Annotated in this window: 26 protein-coding genes; 2 read left to right on the forward strand and 24 right to left on the reverse strand. The window is 29.5% G+C overall.

Going from position 1 to position 24825, the window contains the following annotated elements; genetic code table 11:
• Positions 1-25: 25 nt before the first annotated feature.
• Entirely contained in the window at positions 26-1219 is a 1194-nt protein-coding gene (locus tag bcCo53_RS00535; RefSeq protein ID WP_025407792.1) for a thiolase family protein, read from the reverse strand.
• Between the two features lie 181 nt (positions 1220-1400).
• Between bcCo53_RS00535 and bcCo53_RS00540 the strand changes: the two genes are divergently transcribed.
• Positions 1401-2756 carry a hypothetical protein gene (locus bcCo53_RS00540; protein WP_246938337.1) on the forward strand — a complete coding sequence of 452 codons (1356 nt, stop codon included), beginning with the start codon at positions 1401-1403 and terminating at the stop codon, positions 2754-2756.
• A 58-nt stretch (positions 2757-2814) separates the two neighbouring features.
• Here the strand turns inward: bcCo53_RS00540 and dnaB are convergent, their stop codons facing one another.
• From dnaB to bcCo53_RS00570, 6 genes are all read right to left on the reverse strand, one after another.
• Entirely contained in the window at positions 2815-4200 is a 1386-nt protein-coding gene (gene dnaB, locus bcCo53_RS00545) for a replicative DNA helicase (RefSeq protein WP_025407794.1), read from the reverse strand.
• A 16-nt stretch (positions 4201-4216) separates the two neighbouring features.
• Positions 4217-4711: a 50S ribosomal protein L9 gene (rplI, locus tag bcCo53_RS00550; protein ID WP_025407795.1), complete on the reverse strand. Its 495-nt coding sequence runs from the start codon at positions 4709-4711 to the stop codon at positions 4217-4219.
• A 9-nt stretch (positions 4712-4720) separates the two neighbouring features.
• On the reverse strand, positions 4721-5014 hold the full coding sequence (gene rpsR, locus bcCo53_RS00555; RefSeq protein ID WP_025407796.1) for a 30S ribosomal protein S18: 294 nt from the start codon (positions 5012-5014) through the stop codon (positions 4721-4723).
• Between the two features lie 12 nt (positions 5015-5026).
• Positions 5027-5464, reverse strand: coding sequence for a single-stranded DNA-binding protein (locus bcCo53_RS00560; RefSeq protein WP_025407797.1), 438 nt, complete (start codon positions 5462-5464; stop codon positions 5027-5029).
• A gap of 11 nt (positions 5465-5475) precedes the next feature.
• Positions 5476-5895 (reverse strand): 30S ribosomal protein S6, encoded by a 420-nt coding sequence (rpsF, locus tag bcCo53_RS00565; protein WP_025407798.1) that lies wholly within the window; start codon positions 5893-5895, stop codon positions 5476-5478.
• Between the two features lie 179 nt (positions 5896-6074).
• Complete coding sequence (locus tag bcCo53_RS00570; RefSeq protein ID WP_025407799.1) at positions 6075-7769, reverse strand: PTS transporter subunit EIIC; 1695 nt, start codon at positions 7767-7769, stop codon at positions 6075-6077.
• Between the two features lie 230 nt (positions 7770-7999).
• Between bcCo53_RS00570 and trhA the strand changes: the two genes are divergently transcribed.
• Positions 8000-8689: a PAQR family membrane homeostasis protein TrhA gene (gene trhA / locus bcCo53_RS00575; protein ID WP_028328153.1), complete on the forward strand. Its 690-nt coding sequence runs from the start codon at positions 8000-8002 to the stop codon at positions 8687-8689.
• Positions 8690-8730: 41 nt separating this feature from the next.
• Here the strand turns inward: trhA and rseP are convergent, their stop codons facing one another.
• The 17 genes from rseP to bcCo53_RS00660 are packed head-to-tail and all read right to left on the reverse strand — an operon-like array spanning position 8731 to position 24693.
• Positions 8731-10011 (reverse strand): RIP metalloprotease RseP, encoded by a 1281-nt coding sequence (gene rseP, locus bcCo53_RS00580; protein ID WP_025407801.1) that lies wholly within the window; start codon positions 10009-10011, stop codon positions 8731-8733.
• A 16-nt stretch (positions 10012-10027) separates the two neighbouring features.
• Positions 10028-10933: a phosphatidate cytidylyltransferase gene (locus bcCo53_RS00585; RefSeq protein ID WP_241766556.1), complete on the reverse strand. Its 906-nt coding sequence runs from the start codon at positions 10931-10933 to the stop codon at positions 10028-10030.
• Positions 10881-11573, reverse strand: a complete 693-nt coding sequence (gene uppS / locus bcCo53_RS00590) for a polyprenyl diphosphate synthase (RefSeq protein WP_025407803.1) — start codon at positions 11571-11573, stop codon at positions 10881-10883. Before uppS ends, bcCo53_RS00585 begins: the two co-directional genes overlap by 53 nt.
• Before the next feature lie 4 nt (positions 11574-11577).
• Positions 11578-12132, reverse strand: a complete 555-nt coding sequence (gene frr / locus bcCo53_RS00595) for a ribosome recycling factor (RefSeq protein WP_025407804.1) — start codon at positions 12130-12132, stop codon at positions 11578-11580.
• A gap of 37 nt (positions 12133-12169) precedes the next feature.
• The gene (tsf, locus tag bcCo53_RS00600) at positions 12170-13006 is read right to left on the reverse strand and encodes a translation elongation factor Ts (RefSeq protein WP_025407805.1); all 837 of its coding nucleotides are present in this window, start codon (positions 13004-13006) and stop codon (positions 12170-12172) included.
• Between the two features lie 10 nt (positions 13007-13016).
• Positions 13017-13790: a 30S ribosomal protein S2 gene (gene rpsB / locus bcCo53_RS00605; protein WP_028328154.1), complete on the reverse strand. Its 774-nt coding sequence runs from the start codon at positions 13788-13790 to the stop codon at positions 13017-13019.
• 35 nt (positions 13791-13825) lie between these two features.
• Positions 13826-14425, reverse strand: a complete 600-nt coding sequence (locus bcCo53_RS00610; RefSeq protein WP_025407807.1) for a Maf family protein — start codon at positions 14423-14425, stop codon at positions 13826-13828.
• A complete protein-coding gene (locus tag bcCo53_RS00615) occupies positions 14415-14693 on the reverse strand; it encodes a hypothetical protein (protein WP_025407808.1) in 279 nt (92 codons plus the stop codon). The genes bcCo53_RS00610 and bcCo53_RS00615 overlap by 11 nt, the downstream gene beginning before the upstream one ends.
• Positions 14694-14706: 13 nt before the next feature.
• On the reverse strand, positions 14707-15471 hold the full coding sequence (locus bcCo53_RS00620) for a hypothetical protein (protein WP_051428594.1): 765 nt from the start codon (positions 15469-15471) through the stop codon (positions 14707-14709).
• Positions 15472-15491: 20 nt separating this feature from the next.
• On the reverse strand, positions 15492-16094 hold the full coding sequence (locus bcCo53_RS00625) for a tetratricopeptide repeat protein (RefSeq protein WP_025407810.1): 603 nt from the start codon (positions 16092-16094) through the stop codon (positions 15492-15494).
• Positions 16087-17748 (reverse strand): 30S ribosomal protein S1, encoded by a 1662-nt coding sequence (locus tag bcCo53_RS00630; protein WP_025407811.1) that lies wholly within the window; start codon positions 17746-17748, stop codon positions 16087-16089. Before bcCo53_RS00630 ends, bcCo53_RS00625 begins: the two co-directional genes overlap by 8 nt.
• 13 nt (positions 17749-17761) lie before the next feature.
• The gene (gene cmk, locus bcCo53_RS00635; protein ID WP_025407812.1) at positions 17762-18418 is read right to left on the reverse strand and encodes a (d)CMP kinase; all 657 of its coding nucleotides are present in this window, start codon (positions 18416-18418) and stop codon (positions 17762-17764) included.
• Positions 18418-19161, reverse strand: a complete 744-nt coding sequence (locus tag bcCo53_RS00640; RefSeq protein ID WP_025407813.1) for a pseudouridine synthase — start codon at positions 19159-19161, stop codon at positions 18418-18420. The genes cmk and bcCo53_RS00640 overlap by 1 nt, the downstream gene beginning before the upstream one ends.
• Positions 19133-19906 (reverse strand): hypothetical protein, encoded by a 774-nt coding sequence (locus bcCo53_RS00645; RefSeq protein WP_038364793.1) that lies wholly within the window; start codon positions 19904-19906, stop codon positions 19133-19135. Before bcCo53_RS00645 ends, bcCo53_RS00640 begins: the two co-directional genes overlap by 29 nt.
• 1 nt (position 19907) lies before the next feature.
• Entirely contained in the window at positions 19908-21002 is a 1095-nt protein-coding gene (recA, locus tag bcCo53_RS00650) for a recombinase RecA (RefSeq protein WP_025407814.1), read from the reverse strand.
• 8 nt (positions 21003-21010) lie between these two features.
• On the reverse strand, positions 21011-23713 hold the full coding sequence (gene greA, locus bcCo53_RS00655; RefSeq protein WP_025407815.1) for a transcription elongation factor GreA: 2703 nt from the start codon (positions 23711-23713) through the stop codon (positions 21011-21013).
• A 35-nt stretch (positions 23714-23748) separates the two neighbouring features.
• Entirely contained in the window at positions 23749-24693 is a 945-nt protein-coding gene (locus bcCo53_RS00660; RefSeq protein WP_025407816.1) for a tetratricopeptide repeat protein, read from the reverse strand.
• Positions 24694-24825 lie beyond the last annotated feature (132 nt).

A 24825-nucleotide genomic window follows, 5' to 3' on the forward strand; every position in this document is an offset into this window, starting at 1 on the left:
ATCTAGTTTAAAATAAGAATATCATTCATCTATATAAGAAAGACGCTATACCCTGACCACCCCCAATACAAAGAGAGGCAATCCCTTTTGACTTATTATTAATCTTCATAAGACGTGCAAGTGTTAACAAAATTCTAGCACCACTAACTGAAAACGGATGCCCCAAAGCAATAGCTCCTCCATTAACATTGACAATACTATCTTGTACATTATATTTTTGACGTAAAGCTTTTAAAACACTTAACGATTGTGCTGCAAAAGCTTCATTTATTTCAATAAAATCAATTTCACTTGGGATTAAACTAAATTTTTCTATAATCTTATCAATAGCAAGAAAAGCCCCAAACCCCATATGAAGAGGATTTAAGCCTACACTTTTAAAACCACCAATATAAGCTAAAGGTTCTATTCCCATCTTGCATATAAAATCTTCACTTGCCAATATTAAGAAACAAGCTCCATCATCTAAACTAGACGAATTACCAGCAGTAATAGTACCTCCCTCCTTAAAAACTGGTTTTAAAGATGAAAGTTTCTCCAAACTTAAATTATCACGTATCTCTTCATCGCTACATACAACACTTTTAAGTTTTGTCTTTTTATCAAAAATCGACAAAGGATATATTTCATCGTTAAAATAGCCACTATCTCTTGCTACTATAGCCTTCTGATGAGAATTATATGCAAACTGATCCTGCATATCTCTTGTAATTTCATGCATTTCTGCTAAATTTTCTGCTGTAAGTCCCATTACAGTACCACTTGGGGTATCAACTAAAGCATCCTTATATATCAAGTCTTCTATTTTAAAATCACCAAATTTTAAACCATCAAATCTAACACCCCTTGGCAAAAGATATGGCGCATTACTCAAATCTTCTACACCACCAGCTAAAATAATTTCACTATTACCAAGAGCTATAGAATTAAATGCAAGTTCTAAAGACTTAAGTCCTGAACCACAAACTTTGTTTACAGAAAATGCAGGAACAACCTCACTCAAGCCAGCCTTTAAAGCAATCTGCCTAGCAATATTTTGACCAAGACCTGCTGAAATTACATTTCCAATAATAACCTCATCTACCCCATCAATATTATTTCTTGCAAGCAAAGCCCTCACAATATCTGAAGATACATCAATAATATTCATTCCTTTTAATGCTCCCCCAAACTTAGTAATAGGAGATCTAAGTCCATCAATAATCACTATTTTTCTCATATAAAACCCCAAACGAAAAATTAATCTTCAAGTATATAATAAAAAATATAATTAAAAAAAAGAAAGTATAAAATATATTATAAATGATTTAATCAAAATTATCATCAGTAATTAACCACAATTAATAAAATATAATAATATATTCGCATAAAAATGCTATATTTGATATATTTAATTGTAAATGTACTTAATAAAATTTCCTCTCAAAATAATAATCATAATATTAACAATCAATTCTTATGCATATAATTATTCAATAAAATATCAAAACGATGGAGTGGAAAAATACCATTTCAATCAACTAAATGATAGCCTTGGATTTGCATTCTCTGATTTTTTTGATGATCTCAGAAGTGGTTCTCTAATATTTACCCATGAATCAAAATATAACTTTATGATCAATGCAGAAGCACACATGTTAACTTTTAGAGGTAATAAAGATTCTCCAGAACAATCAAGAAAAAGAGTTGATCTTTTAGAAATTGGCTTCATGTATTATTTTCCATTCCCAATAAAAACAAAAACACAATATTTTGGAAATATTGATATTGGCATCGGTATTAAAAACCTAATATACGGAAACTGGGGTGGCTCTTTAATACAAAAAGCAGTGCATTTTACCCTAAGACAAGAAAGACCAATTCCCAAAAATTATGAAAATTACAATTATAGAGGTCTTTTAAGTGCAGCAATTAATTATTCTTACATGAGATTTTTCAGTTTTGAAAATTACATAGACTTATCTTATTTTGCAGATTACTTTTTCAAAACCAGCATTGCAATGAATTTTAGAAATGAGTCTATAGGAATTGAAACTCAACTCTTCTATCAAAATCAAAATAAAATAAATAATATAGAAACATATTCAAGAACACAAGAAGCAGAAACTGGAATTGGAATTCAATACAGACTTTATTCTAAAAACTTTTTTACAATCAATAACCTTAATTTAAATAATTTCTCAAACAAGGATAAATTTTTCAGTGTAGGAGGATTTGGCATAGTCTTTACTGAAGAATATGAAAACATCTCAGAAGACAATTTATATACCCTAAACCAAAATTTTTCTTTTGGATTTGACATTATGATCCCATTCCAAACCAAAAATTCAATGTATTACAAAATAATACCCAAACTCAAATATTACTTTGCCATTGCAACAAATTATGATGTCAATTCAACTGAAATAAATAGTCGTACAAATAGATTCTCATCTGGAGTTACATATGAATTCTTTACAAAAGATCGATTTATATTATATATATGTTCTGGAATATTTTTATCTTACAATAAAGATAAAAAAGACGTAAAAGCTATTTACAGACCACTAAAAATAAAAGATACACTACAAGCAGGACTAGAAATTGAACCTGGAATATCCATAGACACATTTAAATACAATAAAGCACAATATAATATAAAAATATTTACAAAAATTAACTATTCACCAATTGTTTATAATATAAAAACTTATAATTTAGAACAACATAAATTAAATTTTAATTATCTTGGAATTGGCATAGCAATCAATATCTAAATACTGCAGGTTATGCTCATGAAATAAATAAAATCTTATCCAAAATCAAAAAATGATATTAATAATCATTTTCATGTTCTTTATTAACAAACTTAACAACATGTGGCAAAAATAATATATCAACCCTTCCTGTAGGCCCATTTCTATGTTTAGCCACAATAATCTTAGTATCGATAGCGCTAACCAATCTCTCATCATCAGAACCGCTTTTTAAGTCTTTATCTCTATGAAGCAACATAACAATATCTGCATCTTGTTCTAATGCTCCTGATTCTCTTAAACTAGCAAGACTGGGTTCACGTCCCTCAGTATCTCTTGTAAGTTGTGAAAGGGCAATAATTGGAATTTTAAGCTCTCTTGCAAGCTCCTTGAGTGATTTGCTAATCGAAGCTACTTGCTCATGCCTTGGAATATTTTTAGTTTCAAGCGAAATAAGACTAATATAATCAACAAATAGTATATCTATACCAAAAAATCTCTTAAGCTTCCTGGCTTGAGTTGCAAGTGTTAATAAACTAATATTAGCAGTATCTTCAATATAAAATTCAGAATTACTAATATCATTTACAACATCATTGATTGCCTTAATTTCATGACCTGATAAAATACTATTTTGAATCTTAAAACTATCAATATTAGCTTGAGAAGATATTATCCTTTTAATTAAAGCATCAGAAGTCATCTCAAGAGAAAAAAAGCCCACTTTTCGCTTCTTATCATTCCTCAATGCAATACTTGATGCAATATTAAGTGCAAACGCGGTTTTACCAACACTAGGACGAGCACCTATAATAATAAAATCACTCTCTCTAAAACCTCCAATCAGATTGTCAACTTTTTTAAAACCACTTGGAATACCAAAATTAACTTCTCGCTTTTTAACACTCCTCTCATATATTTCAGCATGAACCCTCTCAGCAATAACTTTTGCATGATTAAGATTTTTACTAGAACAATCTAATTCAATTGAAAGAATCTGTCTTTGAGATTCTTCCACAAATTGTTCAACTTTTTTTGTAGAATCATTAGCTAAATCATTTAGTTCCCTAGAAATCTTGGAAATATCTCTTCTAATGCGGTGTTCCTTAACAATTTTTGCATAAACATTTATAGTCTTATCAGTTGGAAGATATCCTGATAAAAAACTCAAATAATCCTGCAATCCTGTTAAAGCTTTAAAATTATTTAAAAGCTGTGACTTAGGTGTTAAGGAAGATACTTCCTCAAATACAGTTATTGGATCAATATTTTCCCTCTTCTCATAAAGGGAAATCATAGCTTTAAAAATCATTTCATGATTTTGATTATAAAAATCATCCGGTTTTAGATATAATAATGCCTCTTCTAACTTGCCCGAATTATAGAATATACTCGAAATAACGGCCTTTTCCGCACCTTCGTTAAAAAGAAGTGTAGAGGCTGTGTCTATTGAAGTAAAAGCCACAAGCTATCCCTCTTCTCTAAACTCCCTTTTCAATACTCTTAGACTTTTTAAGAGAAGTTTTTTTAGCTTCCCCTTTTATCTCAACTTTAATAACGGCATTAATCCCCTCATAAAGCTTAATAGTCACATCATACATTCCAAAAGTCCTTAATGTACCATTATGTATATCTATTTTTTTTCTCTCAATCTCAAATCCAAGCTTTAAAAGCTCATCGGCAATATTTAAGCTACTAATACTATGAAATAACTTTCCAGTATCATTAGACTGCATTACAAACTCTAAATTAACCTTATCAAGCTTTTCTTTAAGTTCAAGAGCCATTCTCTTTCTTGTTTCTTGTCTCTTAAGTATGGCTCGCTTCTTTTGACTAAAAATATCAACATTATGTTTATCTAAAAAAACAGCAAAACCTTTTGGTAGTAAATAATTCCTTGCAAAACCATCCCTTACATCAACAATATCACCTTCTTTACCAAGATTAACAAAATCTTCCTTTAAAATAACTCTCATAATCTCTCCTTAATACTTCTTCACAAAAGGAAGTAAAGCCATATATCTAGCTTTTTTAATCTCCAATGCAAGATGCCTTTGATGCTTAGCAGAGGTACCTGTAATCCTTCTAGGTAATATTTTCCCTTGTTCTGTAATAAACTTTTTAAGGAACTCAAAATCTTTATAATCAGGAACTCTGTCCAGATCACAAAATCTGCATGTTTTTTTCTTAAAAAATCTAAAATTAGTATTTTTTTTAAAACCATCTTGATGTCCATCAGTTCTTGAATCTCGCTGATGAGAATCCATATCTTTATACATAAATTCAAACTCCTAAAAAGGTATATCTTCATCAAAACTATCATCAAAACCAATATCCGTAAACGGATCTGGTTTCTTATAACTTTCAAAACCAACATTATTAGTGCCTTGATCATTCAAAGACGACCCAAACATTTGAATATCATTTACCCAAACACTGTACTTATTCTTCTTGTCTCCAGTACTTTTATCTTGCCAACTCTCATATCTTAAAGAACCACTAATTACAACTTGCTTTCCCTTCTTAAGAAAAGAACTAAGACCTTCAGCTCTCTTGGAAAAAATAACACAATCAAAAAACTGGGCATGATCTACCCATTCATCATTTCTTTTCATCCTTCTGTTATTAGCTAAACCAAATTTAAGAATAGCCATACCTGACTCGGTATAAGTAAGCTCAGAATCCCTAGTAAGCCTACCAGATAACACTAAGGAATTAATGTCGGCCATCTATAACCTCCTCAATCTATTTTTCCATCAGTCTTTACATCGATCTTAACATCAGTATTAGATACTGATGGTTCCTTTTCTTTAATATCCCTATTATCCCTAAACTCTCTAAAATTTCTTCTCTTAACTTTCTTGACATTAATCTTTTTGTTAAGCTTAACTAAGATCATATACCTTAACAGATTTTTAATAAGTTTTAATTGCCCTTCAAGCTCTTTTAAATTATTACTATCCATTTTAAATTCTATGATCTCATACCTACCACGCAACTGCTTCTTAATAGGATACTCTAATGCCCTCTCACCAAGAGAATTCTCAACAAGATCACTAACATCAAAAGCTGTTAACCGTTTCTTTACCTCTTCTAAAGCAACCTTATATTCAAGTTCTTCGCTCTTAAACAACAAACATGCTTCATACTTTTTGATCATTCTAACTCCTTATGGTCTTAATCGCACCATAAACCTTTAAAATTTATGGCAAAGGTCATCTTAATATGATTATATATTACTTGAGTAGTATATAAAAATACTTATTTTTTTTCAATATTGAGTAAAAATCTTTCTAAAAGAAATCTATTTTTACCACATCTCAACAAATTAAATATATTTTAATTATCACCATCGTCCTTATTAACTTTATAAAGTTTTCCTACAGAACCTTGCTTCTCAAGTTTATCATCTTCCTTCATTTCAATATATGCCTGAATTCCATGCTTAACATTATCAGAGACAACAACAACACTGGCCTTCAAAAGTTTTTCAGGAGAATAATTTTCAATCGCCTGTTTTAAATAAAATACATTTGTGCCATAATCAATTTTAATTGTATTATCAATTGTAACAATATTTAAAGCTCCTGTTTTTTTAAGAATATCTTCAGAGACAAGCTCAGGACTGAAAACTACAAATCTTAAATTTGTTGAAACAACATCAAACTCTTTAATATTATCAAGACCCCCAAGACCCTGAGATATCAGATGAGCAACCCCCATCCCTTCAACTTCCCCTTCACTACCAACAAAAAATGGCTCATCAACGCCAAAAATCTGAAAATCAAAATAATTATAAAGCCATTTAAAAGTAAAATAATACAAAACAAAAAATGTCAATCCTAATGGTAATAAATAAATCCAATTTGTCTTGGCATGCCCTTGTAATATTCCAAACATAAAGAAATCAAAAAATCCAGAAGAAAAAGTAACCCCAACTGTAATATCAAATATATTAGCAAGCAACAATGCAAAGCCCGTATAAATAGCATGTATAAAATAAAGCAAAGGTGCTGTAAAAACAAAAAGAAATTCCAAAGGTTCTGTAATTCCAGTCAAAAAAGCTGCAAAAGCCCCAGAAAATAATAATGATACGATCTTACTCTTATCATTATGAATGATTCCTCTATAAACCCCTAATGCTGCACCAGGAAGTCCAAACATAATAGAGAGATAAAATCCACTATTAAACCTAGAAAGGCTTGAAGAAAATTTAGTAAGATATGGATCTGTCAACTGAGCATAGAATATATTCTGAATACCACCAACAACTTGACCATTAACCACCTCAGTTCCCCCTAAAGAAGTAAAATTAAAAGGAAAAGTAAGGATAGAATGAAGACCTAAAGGAATGAGCATTCTATTTAAAAACCCATAAAGAAAACTATCGAAATAATTAAACTTAGAAATAAAGGCTCCAAAAGAAACAATAAATCCATTAAAATTAGGCCAAATTAAAACGAATATTACCCCCAATAAAATACAAAAAGGTAAAATTACTATGGGAACAAACCGAAAACCAGAAAGAAAGTTCAAAGGTCCAGGCAACTCAATAAAATAAAATTTATTATGCAAATACCCGACTAAAAGTCCAACTGATAAAGCACCCAAAATGCCTGTATTTAAAGTTTGAATTCCCATAAAATTTATTTGACCAACAGAAGACATCAAACCAGGCTCAACAAGTTTTGAGAATACATCTAAAAAATAATTTTCAGTCACATTAAAAATCAAATACCCAACAAGAGCTGAGAGTGCAGCTGGACCTTTTTGAACTCTAGCAACACCAACAGTAATCCCTACAACAAAAATCAATGGAATATTTGAGATGATCATACTACTTACATTCTTAATAAGTCCTAAAATAACTTTAAAAACAACATTGTCAACATAAAATAAACTAGAAGGATTTAGCAATACAGATCCGATTCCAAGCATCAAACAAAAAATTGTCACAACAGAAAGTGGTAATCTCACTGCATTAGAAAACTTTTGCAAATTAGCAAATCTAAAAACTTTTAAAAAACTTATCACACTAGACCTCTCCACTCAAAAACTTAAGACAATATCATTATATAGCTTTTTTACAAAAAGTTAGGTATTAATAATAAAAAATTATGCAAGAACGTCAATTTGGGCTTAAGTTCAATATTAAATTATTTTTAATAACTTGATTTATGTCATTTTTTGCACTAATATACCTAAAATAAATAAACACAAACAAATATTTTCAAAATAAAAAGGACATATGAAAAAATAAGCTTATGCTAAAAAAAAATAAAAAACAAAACTTACACAATACTTTAATACCAGAAAATGAATTGTTTAGCTCAATATCTCACCTAGTTGGCATTATCTTATCAATAATAGGAACAACAATTCTTATTACTCTCTCAACTAATTCAAAAAAACATCTCCATTCAGTAGTATTTTTCATCTATGGCTTATCAATGACATTACTATATACAATGAGTACCCTTTATCATACTTTCAAAAAGGGAAGTAAAATAAAACAACTCTTTAGAAAATTTGATCATATATCAATATTCATATTGATAGCAGGGACATACACACCACCATGTCTAATTCTTATGCACAATGTCTATGGAAAAATAATTCTTATCACGGTTTGGGGATTTGCTATTCTAGGGACTATTTTTAAATCAATATACGCAAACAGTCCTGGGTGGATTAATGGAGCTATATTCATACTTATGGGATGGACCATTATATTCGGAATTAAACTCATTTATAACATCCTACCTATACAAGGATTTTTATGGTTAACACTTGGAGGCATTATTTATACACTAGGAGGAATAGTATATGCAATAAGTAAAAAACTTAATCCAATTGCCAATATGAGAATGCACGATTTGTTTCACATTTTAATCCTACTTGCATCTTTTTCTCACTTCTGGTTCATGTTAAAATACGTACTTCCTATTGATTAAATTTTAATCACTCCACTGCTTAAACAAGCAACATAAATAATCTAAAAATTTTGTAAATCGTTTACAAATCCCAAGATAAAAAGAATTAACATCAATAAAATACCAAAAAGATAAAAATAATAAATAATTATTGCTTTAAATCTCTTTCCACGCAACATCTCAATTAAACTAATAAGGATTTGACCTCCATCAAGCATTGGAATTATAACAAAAAATAAATTCATACCAGCAATAAGTAAATTAAAAACAGCAATAGTATTAAACCAATATAATATTCCAAAAGAAAAAGAATCAACAAAAATATTAATCATACCAACCGGTCCTGTGATATGTTTAGAATTATTCATAAAATTAGTAAATAACGCAACAATGGAATAAAGAATCTTACCTAAAATATCTAAGACTTTATTAAGAGAATTTTTTAAAGCAATTCCTAAATTATCTGATTTAACCACTTTCTCTAAACCAGGCAATAAATAAATTCCTAAAACCTTATTAATATCTTGAAATACCAATTTGGAAGTTAAAATTTCCCCATTCCTCTCATACTTCATATCCACTATATTAGTATCAAGTTTAGCAATAAAATTGTCTAACTCCTTACCATTATTTAAAACTACATCATTAATGCTGATTATCTTATCATTAGGCTTAAGACCTGCAACTTCAGCTGAAGAATTTGCTTTCACTTTTGCAACAATAAGATTTATCCAAGGACCAACTTCTCTTAAAAGTTTATCTAAGTTTGTATGTTCTTCAAAACTAATACTCTTATTGTCTCTTAAAACTGTGAAAATTATTTTAGAATCTTCTAGAGGAACGAATCTCTTTAAATCAGAAAAATATTTTATATCACTATTATTAACGCTTAAAATAATATCCCCATCTCTAAATTTACTCGAAGCACTATTATTAATAAGGGTTATTTTACTAGAATAGTCAGAATAAACAATACCTATCATTTCTATTGCGATAAAAATAATAAAGCCCAAAATTAAATTAAAAAGAGGACCTGCAAAATATATTAATATTCTCTTAAAATGAGAAATACCAAAAATAGAATCTACATCCGCTTCAAGCTCTTTATTTAATCTAAGTTCATTTTCTAAATGTTCAGCTCCTTTAAGCTTACAATATCCACCTAAAAAAATAGGAGAAAATCTATATTCGGTGTCTTTTATTTTAATTTTAAAAATACTAGGCCCTATCCCTATAGAAAAAATTTCAACCTTGACTTTAAAAAGTTTTGCAAAAAGTAAATGACCTAACTCATGAATGAATATTATAAAGGTAAAAGCTAAAATACTAAGAACAATATACATTAACTACTCCCAAAAATTATGACAAATATAAATAAAATATAGGACCTGTCAAAAGATATGAATCAATTGAATCAAGAGCACCACCTCTACCAGGAATAATATTTCCAGAATCTTTAACTCCTGCACTACGCTTAAGTCCAGATTCAAATAAATCACCAATAATAGTAAAAAATCCTATTAAAATACCTAAAACCATAGCTTCTCCATAAGTCAAATTTATTAACCCTAAACATACCACAACCATTGAAACAATAACAGAAAATAATATACCGCCTAAAAATCCCATTATCGTCTTATTGGGACTAACAATTGTAGGTCTATAACTATTCTTCCCAAAGAAATATCCAAAAAGATAAGCAAACGTATCATTACCACTAACCATAGAAAAAAGTATTAACAAAAGAATAGGTGCTCTTGGCAAAGTAGTAATAACAACAACAAATGACATCAAAACACCCGGATATATAAGTATGAAAATTATGGAAGTTGCCTGTGACAAGAAATTAACAATCTCATTCTCTTTAATAAAAAACAAATTAACAATCCAGTTACTAAAAACCAAAGTTATAACCAAATAAAATACTATATTTATACCCAAATAAAAAATATTAAAATGTACATATGTCAAAATTGGAGGAGCCATTCCTAAAAAGAAAGATAAAGTACTAGATACGGAAGAAGACTTAACCTTAAGCAAATCATTAACTTCCTTTGCAGCAAGTCCACTAAACATAAAAATCAAAATATTAATTAATAAATAATTATTAAATTCTAAAAAAATTAAAAATAATACCAAAGGAACAAAAAATAAAAATGTACCAAGTCTTGCAAGAAATGCTAATTTTTTAGACCTAAGATTAAATAAACTTTTATCTCCCAAAATTTCTCTTCCTATTCTTAAAACACTCCAAGTCCCTACCATAATGAGCAACAGAATACTCTGGCCATAAGACACTTGAAAAAACAAATTCACAATAAGCAATCCTCCATAAAAGAAAATTACTTACTCTCATATCTCCACCAGTACGAATTAAAAGATCAAGATCACAAAGTTCCGCATTATCTAAAAATTTAGAAAATACAATCTCGTCTAAATCTTCAAATCGTAAACTACTTTCCAAAATTTTTTTAGTAGCCCTAACTATTTCATCTCGACCACCATAATTAATGGCTAAATTCAACACAAGTCCATCAAAATTTTTTGTGAAATTAATAGCCTCAATAATTGAACCTTTGACTTTCTCACTTAAAGATTCAATATCTCCTGATACTAATATTTTTATATTATTTGTACTATAAAACTTAAACTCAGAACTCAAATAATCGGAAATCAAAAACATCAAATATTCTATCTCAGACTCTGTCCTATTCCAATTTTCTGTAGAAAAAACATAAAGAGACAAATATTTTATACCTAATTTAAGAGAATGCTTAACTATTTCCTTGGCTCTCTTTAAACCCTCTTTGTGCCCTTCAAAAAATGATAGACCTCTTTTTAAAGCCCACCTTCTATTTCCATCCATGATGATTCCAACATGCATTGGAAAGGAATTACTACTCATAAATTTAAATTTCCATTATTTCTTTTGTTTTTAAATCTAAAATCTCATCTATTTTCTTAATATAAGAATTAGTATCTCTTTGAATATCATCTAAAATACTTCTCAAATCATCTTCAGTAATCTGAGAATCTTTCTCTTGCTTTTTAGCCTTACTATTTAATTCCTGTCTTACATTTCTAGCCGCAACTTTATGTTCCTCAGCTATCTTTTTTGCCTGTTTTACTATTTCTTTACGTCGCTCCATAGTTAATACAGGAACCTTAATCCTAAGAACTGCCCCATCGCTTGAAGGATTCATAGAAAGATCTGAATTAAGTATAGCTTGCTCTATTTTAGATAACAAACTTTTATCCCAAGGTTGAATTACAATAAGCCTTGCCTCAGGGATACTAATATTGGCAACTCTAGTTAAGGGAGTTTTTTCCCCATAATAATCAACTAATACTTTATCAAAAAGAGAGCTACTTATTCTACCCGTTCTTAAAGTTTTATATTCACTCTCAAGAGATAAAAGAACTTTATTCATCTTTTCATCCAATAAAGTCTTATATTCCTCCATTCAAGCCTCCTTAAAAATTAAAAGGATCATAAATTTATCAACCAACACTTAAATATCTAAAATCTATTATTTCGATTTTGGTTAAAATTGATTGGGACACTGCCTCAATCTTTTCTTTAACAGTAAATTTATCATCCTTTACAAATCCTTGCTCCAAAAGAGCAATCTCTCCTAAATGCTTTTTAAGTTTTCCAGATACTATTCCTTTAATTACATTTTCAGGCTTTCCACTAGCTTCCAGCTGCTTTATAAACACTTCTTCTTGCTCTTTAAGATAATTAGGACAAACATCACCAACACTTAAATAAATCGGAGCAAAAGCTGCTACATGTAAAGCCAAATCCATTGCAAAATTATTTAAGCTCTCATCTTCTATCTTTGAAACATCATCTACCCTTAACTTAATAAATACACCTATCTTGGATTGCTCTCCATGAAGATAAGTTTTTACAATTTCATTAGATGCAACATTTGAAATATAAATCTTATTTACATGAATATTTTCTTTGATTGTAGCTGCTAAATTTTTAATCTCAAGTTCTTGTTGCTCATCTAAAGAATCTTTGCCACCTTCAACCAATTGTTTTACCAAACAATTACCAAAAGTTACAAAATCACTATTCATAGCAACAAAATCTGTTTCACATGAAATAAGCAAAAGACCTACTCTCTCTTTATTTACATAAGAGAATACTCGCCCTTCCTTAGCATCCCTACCACTTCTCTTATCAGCAGATGCAATACCCATTTCCCTAAGTTTTTTTTTAGCTAATTCAAAATCACCACCAACAGCATCTAATGCCTTCTTACAATCACCAAATCCAGCTCCAGTGGCATCTCTGAGCTTTTTAACTTCTTGAGGACTAATACTCATATCACTCTCCTTATACATCCTTATAATTCTTTTTTTCATTCTTTACTTCAATTTCACTCATTAAGTCTTCTTCATTCAAATTTTCAACAATTTGAATTCCAACCTCTTTATCACTCTCCAAGATAGCATCAGATATTATCTTAGTAAATAAAGCAACAGAACGAATTGCATCATCATTTCCAGGAATTGGACAATCAATTACATCTGGATTACAATTTGTATCAACAACTGAAATAATAGGAATACCAAGCTTTCTAGCCTCATTAATCACTATTTGCTCTCTTTTAGGATCAATAATGAAAACAGCACCAGGAAGCTCCTCCATATCTTTAACTCCCGTCAAATTTTTAGCTAATTTCAACTTTTCACGATTAAGCTGAGAAACTTCCTTTTTACTAATCATCTCAAAAGTTCCATCAACTTCCATTTTTTCTAATTTTTTTAATTTCTGAACTGATTTTTTAATAGTATCAAAATTTGAAAGCATTCCACCAAGCCATCTATTGTTAACATAAGGCATATCACTTCTTCGGGCTTCTTGTTCAATTATTTCGCTTGCTTGCTTTTTAGTACCAACAAATAAGACCTTTTTACCACTCTTTATAACACTTTGAACAAGTTCGTAAGAATCTTTAATACCTTGCAAAGTTTTTTGCAAGTCTAATATATGTATTTCATTTCTCTCTGAAAAGATAAACCTTTTCATCCTTGGATCAAGTCTTTTTACCTGATGTCCAAAATGAACCCCAGCCTCTAAAAGACTTTTCATAGTAATAACTGCCAAAATAACCTCCTAAATCCCTCTCTTTTACTCACTACTTACATAGTGGAAATTACGTTTTCTCTAATAAGAATATCATAAAACAAACCAATTGGTAAGCCTATTATGTTTGAATAACTACCATTAATATATTCAATCAAAATATCTGCAACACCATTCTTAAGACTTATACCCCCAGCTTTATCTTTCCAATGCCCAAGTTCAATATAATGATAAACAATATTTGGTGTTAGTTCCCTAAATTTAATAAACGAAACCTCACAGGCCTTAATTATTTTTTCTTTTTTGGGAATAAATATACAAAAACTAGTCTCAACCTCTACAAGCTTATTACTATACCCCATTATCTTACCAAAAGCTTCCGTTTCATCACTTATTTTACCAACATACACCGAATCATTCTTTAAAAGAGTATCAACAGTAATTAAACATTTATCCTTACCATATTTCTCAATAGCATTAGTAAGCTTAAGCGTAGCTATTTTCTTTGTAATACCAGCCTCACCTGATTTCATTAACAAATCTTCATCAACATCAACACTAAAAGAAAGAAAATTAATTTTTAAAGCCTCCAAAAACTCAGCCCTAGCAAGAGAACCTGATACAAGTGCAATTTCAAAATTTTCCTTATAAATCATTCTTACGCCTCTCAGAAAATTTTAATAAAGATATCAGAACTATTGAACCAATAATTGGGAACAAATAAAATAAAAGATCTATCTGTCTATCATAATAATCGGAATAAAAAAGAGGTATAAAAAATAAAAATAAAACACTCCCTAAAAAACTAATCAAATAAACCAGTAAAAAACCAAAGTTCAATATACCAAACAAAACAACAAAAAAACTTACAACAAAGGAGACAATAATATTAGTTAAAATTAAATGGAAAAAAAATGTTATCATACCTCTCCCTTAACTAATTCGATAACTCAAAACGCTGTAAGTTTCCTATATTAACAATAACACTATACAAATCATCTTCAATAGCATTACCTACTGCCATAACAAAAATTACTAAATTATATTTAGGAGAAACATCTGTTGTAAAAAAGCTATTGTTAATATGCTTCAGATCAAATGGTCTCTTCTCACTATCTGTAACTCTAGCTTTTCTCAAAGCTTCAGAAAATTCCCTATACAAACCATCAAAAACATAAGATCTATACACATTAAAACTTTTAAGAAGAGGTGATGATGAATTATTTCCCTTTCTTATATTAATAAAAACCTTACCAGGAATACTCTTCCTCAAATTTTCAAAATTAAGTTCAAAATATAAAGGAAATTTTCCTTGAATCCAATTTTTTTCCAATTTCAAAGTGGGCTTCCCTGAAAAACGATTACTATCTAAATTAATTTTATAAAATCCTCTTCTACTAAACTCATTAACATTATTAAAAACACCCCTTAAAGCATTAAAATCTCTCTCAACACTCTTTGTAAAACCACCAGAATGATAATGTGCACCCTCTGGATAAAATTTATAATATATATCAAAACCTCTAACTTTAGAATTATTGTGCTTATTAAAATACCAATCAGGTAACAAAAAAGCAAGAGTATCCCTAGACGCTCTTTTATCAACTGGCACAGGAGAGTCTACTATAATAATATCTTCAATACCACAACCAAATATTAATAAAACAATAATCAAAAATATATTGTCATAAAATCTTTTCATACCAAAACAAAAAAACCAAATCACTTAAGCTGCAAAAGCTTATTCTTGGCAACATTAACATATAAGTTATTTTCATAAGGAAAATTCACAATTTCTGAGTATATATCAATAGCCAATTTTTTATCTCGTGACTCAACTAATACTGCCTTACTAAGCAAGGCCCTAATTTTAATAAAATCTAATTTAGTTTGTTTAAGCAAATTGTCATATATTAATAAAGCATCCTCCACCTGCCCCATTTTCTCATAAACCACAGCTTTATTCAGATAAGCAAGTTCCCTTTCAATCCATTTTGAATCAATCACAATATCTAAATCCTCAAGAGCTTCCTTGTATAAACCTTTACTCTGAAAATAAGTAGATCTTGCAAGATAAAACCGTGGAAGAAATTCATAAGCAACATCATCTCTCTTCTTGACAAACTCTTCTATTTTAAGCTCTAATTGATGTTTTTCTTCAACATTTTGTGCTCTTAAATAGAGACTTAAATCCCTCTCAAAATTTTCTACTACTTCCCCCCCTTCTTTAACATAATCTACATCCATAGAACCATAACAATAAATGACAATTCCCACAAAAACGATAATTGCAAGAATACCCACAAAAAATTTATTTTTAAACATCGGAATTCCTCTTTAACAGACTTGCAAACGGCTTATAAGATTCTTCATCATCTTCTTTAAACAAATAAGAAGAAATCTCTTCGCTTGATTTTTGATCCTTATATGCCCTGTAAGAAAGCAAAACCAACTTATTTTTAAAGTCAATATTGGTAATTATAACCTTAAGCTTGTCTCCAACGTTCAAATTCTCAAAAGTTTCCAAACTGGACTCTTTTGTATCTCCAAGTTGAATTTTACTAATAAATCCCATTATCCTACCATAAACTCTCACCTGAAGTCCTTTTGATTTTTTCTCTACAATTTCAACTTCAAGAGTATCACCTTTTTTATAACTCTTAGAAAAATCATCCCAAGGATTTTCTTCTAACTGTTTAATTCCTAACCTAATATTTTGCCTCTTTGCATCAAACTCAATCACTTTCCCACTAATTGAACTTCCTAATTCAAAGTATTCCTCAGGATTAACTTCATCAACCCAAGAAATATCAAATTTACTAATATATGCATCTATGCCTTCTTCAATGCTCACAAAAGCACCAGTTCTTGTAATATTTTTAACAACACCTTGCACAACCGTACCTACAGAACATCTTTGAGCCAAATTGGTCCATGGATTCCCATTAACTTGCTTAATACCTAAAGATATTTTTTGACTTTCTTTGTCTATCTCCAAAATCTTAACTTCTACGATTTGACCAACCTTAACTAATTCTTGAGGACTTTTTATAACCCTTACCCAAGAAAAATTACTTATATGAAGAAACCCTGATATCTCACTATCAAGCTCAACCACAGCACCAAAGGGTAATATTTTAACAATTTTGCCCTTTACAATACTGTCAACTTTATACCTCGACTCAACAGAATCCCAAGGATTTGCCTTTAAAGCTTTAAGAGATAACTCCATTTTTACCGCATCTACATTTAACTTTATGACTTTCAATCTTAACTTATCACCAACACGAATAAAATCTTCAATACTCTCAACACGATTAAATGCAATATTCCTTTTATGCAATATACCTACAACAAGATTTTTAATCTTTATAATAGCACTATAATCTGTAATTCTCTCAACAACACCATCAACTATATCTCCCTCGCTATAAGAACTAACAAGTTCTTTTTTCTTTAAAAACTCTCTCTCACGCTCTAAAGTTTTTCTATCAAGAATAAGTCTAAGACCATCGGTTTTATCTGCCTGAACAATATAAAACTCAACTATTGAGCCTCTTTTCAATTTCTCATCCCTAAATTTAGAGCTCAAATAAAACGGCATGAACCCGGTAACATTTTCATTAATTTGGACTTTATAGCCACTTGAAAGTTCAACTAAAACCTTGCCTTTAAGCACCTTTTTATTTGCAATATATTCATCAATTTTATCTTGCAGATTAAGAGAATCAAGCTTTGCAACACTAAGAACTAATCCCAATTCTCCGCCTACTTTTGTAACTATTGCATCAATTTTATCTCCAATATTTGGAATGGTTTCAAATTCATCGCCTTTAATAAAACCTTCAGATTTATAACCAATATCTACAAGCACATAATCTTTCATGATATTTACAACAACACCAGAAACACTACTACCAAGCTCTACTTTTTCAAGAACCTTTAGATAATTTTCTTGCAAATCTTCTTGATTTTCCATCCTCACCTCTCTATCACTTTTTTTTCAAATTAAACGTCTTTATGATAATATCACATACATTATCTAAGCATTTATAACTTGTATCAATATAAAACACTTCCTTAACCAATTTCAATTTACCATACTCTCTATTTTGATCAATCTCATCTCGTCTCTCTAGTGCTTGCTCTAACTCATTTAAAGTTATACCCTTACTTCTTTGAGTATATCGTCTTAAAGCACGCACTTTAACAGAAGCATCAAGATATATCTTAACTTTAGCTTCCGGAAATACTACAGTAGTAATATCTCTACCCTCTATTATATAATTATCATCCTTTAATTTAACTATTTCTCTTAATTTTTTATTAACAATATTCCTAATACCCATATAAGAAGAATAAAGAGAAACTTGAAAATCTATTTTTTCATTAAAAATATAACTTATAACATTTGTACCATTAAGCAAAAAATCAACACCATTAAATTTAATATCATTTTGTGATACAAGTTCCAAAACCTTGCTCTCACTAAGTAAATCATATTCATTTAAAGTAAATCTTTGAGCAATTAAGGTTATTATTCTATAAAAATAACCAGAACTAATAACCTTAAAACCTAATCGAATCCCTAACGATTTTGCAACCGAGCTTTTTCCCGAAGCTGAAGGACCGTCAATCGCTATTATCACTAATATGCCCCCAAAAGCCGTGTCTTGAATCTATTAATTTTAGATAGAGACAAAACTTTAATTTGTCCTTCTTTTAAATTATCTAATTTAATATTACCTATTCTAATTCTATGAACTTTTTTTAAAAAAATATTTTTACTTAAAAAAACTTTTCGAATCTCCCTATTTTTACCTTCCGTTAAAACTAACTTAACAGAATGATTACCAAGCATGACGTAAGATTTTAACTTAAAAAGCTCCCTTTCTATTTCTATTCCATGTTTAAAATTAATAAGCAAATCTTCATTAAAAGCCTTTTTTGATTCAACAATATATTCCTTCTCAACCTCACTTTTTGGATGAACAATACTATTTGCAAACTGACCATCATTAGTAAAAAGTAAAAGTCCAGAGGTTTTAAAATCAAGTCTACCAATTGAAAACAAACGTTCTTTAAACAAAGGCTGTACCAAAGATATTGCCAACTTCCTCCCTTCTGGATCAAAATTGGAACACAAATAATTCTTAGGTTTATGAAGAGCTACATAAATTTTACTTTCAACTTTAAAGTCCCTAAAAACAAATATCTGCCCTCTACACTCTACTCTATCACCTAAAGACACTTTATCTCCAAGCTTTGCAAGACTACCATTTATTTTGACAAGATTTTTTCTTATAAGATTCTCACAAAACCTCCTAGATCCTATACCTTTTTCTGCCAAAAAAACATGAACCCTAAGACCCTTGCTGTTTAGATTTGTCAATACCTTTCCCTTTTCTTAAAACCAACTTATTATTTATATAAACTAAATCTATAATATTTGACATTTTATATTCAAGAACAATTAAAAAATAACAAAATCTCTCAAAAAAATAAAAATTATCATCAAAATTTAGTAAAAATTCAAAAAGAAAACTATCTTCCTTACTTAAAAGAGCAATAATTCTTTTTTGTTTAGCTAAAATCTCAGCATCATATGTACCTAAGATAATATTAGGCCTAAATTCATTACACAGAATATCATCATGATTTTTACTTGAACTTATTGACCTAACCTTCCTCTTAACCTTACCAATTTCAATCATACAACCTTGAACATTATCAATATTTCCAAAAAAAATATTATCTTCTCTAAATGCAGATTTAGACACATTTAAACACATATCATTCTTTAAACTCTGAGATATAGACTTAGATTTTGCATATTTTTCACTGAAATTTATTAACTTTTTCACTATTTCCTTTTCAACCAATCTCTTATCTTTCAATTTTACTGGAGAGAGAATCTGCGTTTTTAAATAAAGCAAACTGGTTGAAAAAGAATAAAACTTAATTAACTCTTTCACATCTATATCAATACTCTCAGAAAATGTCAAAAAATCTTCTATGATTTTATTTAAATTAAAAGTTTTTAAAACTTCCCTTCTATTTCTTACATAATCAAAGAAAATTTCTATCCCTCCTTTAAAATCATTACAAACAATCAAATAATCATCTAAACTTACCATTTTATTCTTTATCTTTTTTAAAATTAAGTGTACCAATTTCAAGAGGCTCAGAATTAAAGCCTTCAAAAATTATCTTTCTAAGCTTAATTTCAAGTGCATCGGCAAGTTCTTTTTCTTTAACGAGATAATTAATTGCACTCTCTCTACCTTGCCCTAACTTATCATCTCCAATAGCATACCATGCACCTGCTTTTTGTACTAAATTATACTTAATTGCAGCATCTAATATACTAGCCTCACGCAAAATACCTTTACCAAAATAAATAACAAGCTCTATTTTACGAAAAGGAGGTGCTACTTTATTTTTTACAACCTTCACTCTTACCTTATTACCAACAATATCATCTGCAGAATGGCCCGTTACCTGTTCAATTTTCCTAACTTCAAGACGAAGAGAAGAATAAAATTTTAAAGCATTTCCTCCAGTAGTAGTCTCTGGATTACCAAACATTATACCAATTTTCATTCTTAATTGATTAATAAACATAATACAAGTTTTAGATTTTGAGAGTATACCCGTAATCTTCCTTAAAGCTTTGCTCATTAATCTAGCTTGAAGCCCAATCTGAAAATCACCCATCTCTCCATCAATCTCTACCTGTGGTGTTAAAGCTGCAACAGAATCAACAACAATTAAATCAACCCCACCACTTCTAATTAAATATTCAGCAATCTCAAGAGCTTGTTCTCCTGTATCAGGTTGACTAAGCCAAAGTTCATCAATATTCACACCCAAAGCTCTCGCATAAACAGGTTCAAGAGCATGCTCAGCATCAATAAAAGCTGCTATACCACCATTTTTTTGAACCTCTGCAATAGCTTGAAGAGTTAAAGTAGTCTTACCAGAAGATTCAGGACCAAAAATTTCTATTATCCTTCCCCTTGGATATCCCCCAACACCAATTGCTTCATCAAGTAAAATGGAGCCACTAGATATGCTCTCTATTCCTTTCCCCACAGGAGACTCCCCCATCTTAATCAGACTTCCTTTACCAAAATCCTTCTCTATTTGAATTCTAACAAGCTCAATAGCCTTTTCTTTATTTAATCTGTCATTTAAAGAAGAATCATCTATTTTATCTTTTGACTTAGACATCTTACCCCTTAATTAATTTTGGCAGGTTCTATCTTTTTAACATAATATTGGAAATGAGTATCATTTATTACAAAATCAAGATTATCACCTTCTTTTGCATCTAACAAATTTTCTCCAAAAGGAGATTTATAAGATATAATACCCTCATCAGGATTTGATTCCCAAGGTCCAAAAATCAAATAAGACTCTTCCTTTTTTGTATCCTTATTCACCATAGTAACCTTTGTCCCAAATCCAACAACAGAGCTTTGAAGTTCTTTAGTATCAACAACTTTTGCAATATCTATCTCTAACATAAGAGAATTCAATCTCTTTGTTAAAAATTGCTGTCTCTCCTTTGCAGAATGATATTCCGCATTTTCTTTTAAATCACCAAGTTCACGGGCCTTACCAATTTCTTTAGAATTTTCTGGAATCTCTACATCCTTTAAGTACTGTAATTCCTTCTGCTTTTTACTAAGAGAACTTAAAATCGTCAAGAATCCTACTTCAACTTTATCTCCTGAAAATTGCATTTTTTCATCTTCAAATTCAAGATCAACAAAAACAGATCTTATTGCAGTTTTAATATGTAAGAGATCCTTTGCTGGAAAATCTCTTATATAAAAACAAGTCATATATATCCTCTTGGCAAGCTCCTCATCCATAACATTACTTAAAACAAAACTGAGATATTTATCCTTAATTAAAAGATTAATTACCATCTTATAAATTCTCTTGTTAGCAACAGAATTATTCTTATTATTAATCTTAATAACACTGTCTGTTAAAATCTTGATCAAACTTATCAATAACTCTGAATCAGAATAATCTAAATTGAGTGAATACGAAGTGTAATGCTTTAAAATCCAAATATAAGCGTCTTTATAAATTTTATAATTCTTTATCACATAATTAAAAAGCTGCTCGGTTTCTTTTATATCTTCCTTGTAAAGCGAATCTATCAATTTTTTATTAACATAACAAGGAAAAAGCTGTTTATAATAAGCAACCCAATTAACTAATTCTTCCTTGATTAAGAAAACTAACTCCTTTTTAATTTCTGCATTTACGACTGAATCAAAAAGATCAACTATATCTTTGGAATATTCACTTAAGAGAACTTCTAAATTAATATCTTTTTCAATATTAACCTTAAAGGAAACCCCACTCTCAGGATTCTTCAAAGACTTAAGTATTACATAAGAACTTATAACATAATGATCAACTTTTGCAAAATTATTAACATAAATCAAAAAATAATTAAGCATTTCTTCTGCAACATGTAAATCTTTTACAACACCACCAGCAGTACAATAATGCGTAAAAATTTCATATCTCTTATAAAAATCTTTTTCTAATTTAAATTTATCATAAATCTTGTCATTAAAATTAGAAGCTTTCTCATTATATATATAACAATCAGCTTTGCCGGATGCCATAACAAAATGAGGATTATCCCTTAAAATTTGCTTGGCTTTTACGCTCCACGCATTCCACGCACCCTGAGTCATTAAACTCGGAACAAGTTCTCTTTTTATCCCCTTAAGATCAATTGACTTATAGCTTTTAATAATTATCTTTAAAGCCCATTCAACATCTCTTTTTAGATTCTCTACAAGCTCTTCTTTGGGCTTGATAGCCTTTAACACTCGAATATCTTCTTTTGTAAGAGGAGACAGAGCAGAAATAGCCATATCAAAACTAATAAAATGTCCTCGTTTAGAAACAAAATCGACTATAATACCTTGTTCATTTACATCTTTAACTATTCCTACAAACCAGGTTTGATGATATACAAAATTACCCTTAGCAAAAAATAGATATTTCTCAAAATCGGAATAAACATCAACAAAATTTTTATCCAAATTTTCAATATCAGACTTTTCAAGATATTCTTCAATATTTTTAACTTCTTTATATTTTTCTCTCAAAAAAATAACTAATTTTTCTCTCGCTTTCTGATTTTTATTGTCAAGCTTCAAAATCCCCTTCAAAATTTCTATTGTTTCATCAATATTTTCACTTACAGAATAATGCTCATATAAATCCTCATAAAGAACAACAACCTTTTTAAATCCGAGTTCTTTCTCAACTTTCTGAAGTATAAGAAGAAAAGAATCAAAATCATCAGAAACATGTTTGATTAACTTAGACCATATTTCTCGAATGCCTGACATTTGTTTTTTATCAATAAAACGGTAAATGGCCTTTCTAAAAAAATATATTGATTTTTGCAAATCAATATTCTCATAATGAGTAGCAAGTTGCCTTACACATACAGTATCATCAATATCAGCTTCAACAATTCGCATCCAAATATTTGGAAGTTTATCATTTTCATTATTCTGTGCATATATCTTTGCAAGTGTATAAAGTGCATGCTTATTTTCAGAAGTCAAAAGCATCTTATGACATATATGTTCAACAAGAGACCACTTTAAATTTTGTGAAAATAAATCTACAACCGTAAGTAAACTCATATCATTAAGCGGCCTTCTACTATATATAAGCATACCTGATATATAAAGACCAGCAATACTTTTTTTTACATCCTTTAAATGTTTTCCACAAATATCCAAAGCTTCTTCTGTTAAATTTTCAGAAATTATACTATCTATTAACTCATCCAACTCCTTTATCTTGGCAAGAGAATAATTATTAACAACTATCCTTGTCCATTTATCCTCCTGCAAGATATTATCTAATCTTTCTATAGTAATATTAGACATTCAACTCTCCTAATATCAATTTTATTAAAACCAACCTAATTAACATATTGCTGATATATTCCTATATCTATTTCCTTAATATAAGATAAAATTTCATCAATTCTAACACGATCTTCTTTTATCCTTACATAATGATCAATAAGCCAAAAATATTTATTAATAAGCCTTGGAAGCAATATGCTCTCATTTATTGATCTATAAGACTTTTCTTTAAGTTCATTACGCAAACTATAAACAGATTGCTTTAAATGACCAAGCTCAATAGGCCTTAATTCTCTTTTTATATTAAAAACACCATTTAGTGCCCCATAAACAGGTATCCACTCCTTAATAAGAGTGTCAGAAATATTTCTATCACTTTTAATAGCTTCTATTAACTTAAGTATCATCTCAGATTCAAGCGCATCTATATCTATCTTTTGGGGATTAATAAAAAAAGCCTCTCTAAATAATACCTTAGCTTCCTTAATTTCATCAATAAGCGCATAAGAATCAGCAAGTTCAGCAACTACATCTGCATTATCTTTTGTATCCCCTAATATCTGCAAAAAAACAGCTATGGCTCTCTCATAATTACCCATTCCCTTGTAAGACTTAGCAATTTTTATTAAAATGTCTAAGTTTTCTGGTTGTGATTTATATATATTTTTATATATCTCTAAACATAGCTGAAATACAAAATACTTAATTGCGTTGCGACCTTGAATAAAATCAAAATTCATCTTTTTTAAATATCTTCTAGCAAAATTATTCCATTCCCTTATTAAAAACTCAGCCTTCTCATAGTCTTTATCTATGCGATCAAGACTTTCGATCTGACCATTCCAATATACAGAACTTTTTAAAGCTGTTAAAATTTCAATATTATCAAAATCAAAAGAATGTGCTTCTTCTGATTTCATTAAAGCTGTCTTAAAATCACCTTTCCTGAAGCTTAAATAAATATCCTTGATTAATTCCGCGATTTTTTCTGATGACACATTCCTACCACTTTAAAATATGTATAAATCCCAAATGAGCTTATATAATTATAACATTAATAAATTTTTAGTCAAACTGGCCTCTTTAAAACAAAAAACAATATTCTATTTATTATTTTTTTAAGATAAAAT

Origin of the sequence: Borrelia coriaceae (genome assembly GCF_023035295.1) — a bacterium.
GTDB classification, from domain to species: Bacteria; Spirochaetota; Spirochaetia; order Borreliales; family Borreliaceae; genus Borrelia; species Borrelia coriaceae.

What these genes read in the sequence shown, in the direction of transcription:
- bcCo53_RS00625 (WP_025407810.1), bottom strand. Translation starts at nt 16,094, where the DNA reads ATGTTTAAAAATAAATTTTTTGTGGGTATTCTTGCAATTATCGTTTTT.
- bcCo53_RS00615 (WP_025407808.1), bottom strand. Translation starts at nt 14,693, where the DNA reads ATGATAACATTTTTTTTCCATTTAATTTTAACTAATATTATTGTCTCC.
- bcCo53_RS00610 (WP_025407807.1), bottom strand. Translation starts at nt 14,425, where the DNA reads ATGATTTATAAGGAAAATTTTGAAATTGCACTTGTATCAGGTTCTCTT.
- uppS (WP_025407803.1), bottom strand. Translation starts at nt 11,573, where the DNA reads ATGAGTAGTAATTCCTTTCCAATGCATGTTGGAATCATCATGGATGGA.
- rpsR (WP_025407796.1), bottom strand. Translation starts at nt 5,014, where the DNA reads ATGTATAAAGATATGGATTCTCATCAGCGAGATTCAAGAACTGATGGA.
- bcCo53_RS00540 (WP_246938337.1), top strand. Translation starts at nt 1,401, where the DNA reads ATGTACTTAATAAAATTTCCTCTCAAAATAATAATCATAATATTAACA.
- bcCo53_RS00560 (WP_025407797.1), bottom strand. Translation starts at nt 5,464, where the DNA reads ATGGCCGACATTAATTCCTTAGTGTTATCTGGTAGGCTTACTAGGGAT.
- bcCo53_RS00630 (WP_025407811.1), bottom strand. Translation starts at nt 17,748, where the DNA reads ATGGAAAATCAAGAAGATTTGCAAGAAAATTATCTAAAGGTTCTTGAA.
- bcCo53_RS00620 (WP_051428594.1), bottom strand. Translation starts at nt 15,471, where the DNA reads ATGAAAAGATTTTATGACAATATATTTTTGATTATTGTTTTATTAATA.
- rseP (WP_025407801.1), bottom strand. Translation starts at nt 10,011, where the DNA reads ATGTATATTGTTCTTAGTATTTTAGCTTTTACCTTTATAATATTCATT.
- bcCo53_RS00645 (WP_038364793.1), bottom strand. Translation starts at nt 19,906, where the DNA reads ATGGTAAGTTTAGATGATTATTTGATTGTTTGTAATGATTTTAAAGGA.
- rpsF (WP_025407798.1), bottom strand. Translation starts at nt 5,895, where the DNA reads ATGATCAAAAAGTATGAAGCATGTTTGTTGTTTAAGAGCGAAGAACTT.
- greA (WP_025407815.1), bottom strand. Translation starts at nt 23,713, where the DNA reads ATGTCTAATATTACTATAGAAAGATTAGATAATATCTTGCAGGAGGAT.
- trhA (WP_028328153.1), top strand. Translation starts at nt 8,000, where the DNA reads ATGCTAAAAAAAAATAAAAAACAAAACTTACACAATACTTTAATACCA.
- recA (WP_025407814.1), bottom strand. Translation starts at nt 21,002, where the DNA reads ATGTCTAAGTCAAAAGATAAAATAGATGATTCTTCTTTAAATGACAGA.
- tsf (WP_025407805.1), bottom strand. Translation starts at nt 13,006, where the DNA reads ATGAGTATTAGTCCTCAAGAAGTTAAAAAGCTCAGAGATGCCACTGGA.
- frr (WP_025407804.1), bottom strand. Translation starts at nt 12,132, where the DNA reads ATGGAGGAATATAAGACTTTATTGGATGAAAAGATGAATAAAGTTCTT.
- bcCo53_RS00585 (WP_241766556.1), bottom strand. Translation starts at nt 10,933, where the DNA reads ATGGTAGGGACTTGGAGTGTTTTAAGAATAGGAAGAGAAATTTTGGGA.
- bcCo53_RS00535 (WP_025407792.1), bottom strand. Translation starts at nt 1,219, where the DNA reads ATGAGAAAAATAGTGATTATTGATGGACTTAGATCTCCTATTACTAAG.
- rplI (WP_025407795.1), bottom strand. Translation starts at nt 4,711, where the DNA reads ATGAGAGTTATTTTAAAGGAAGATTTTGTTAATCTTGGTAAAGAAGGT.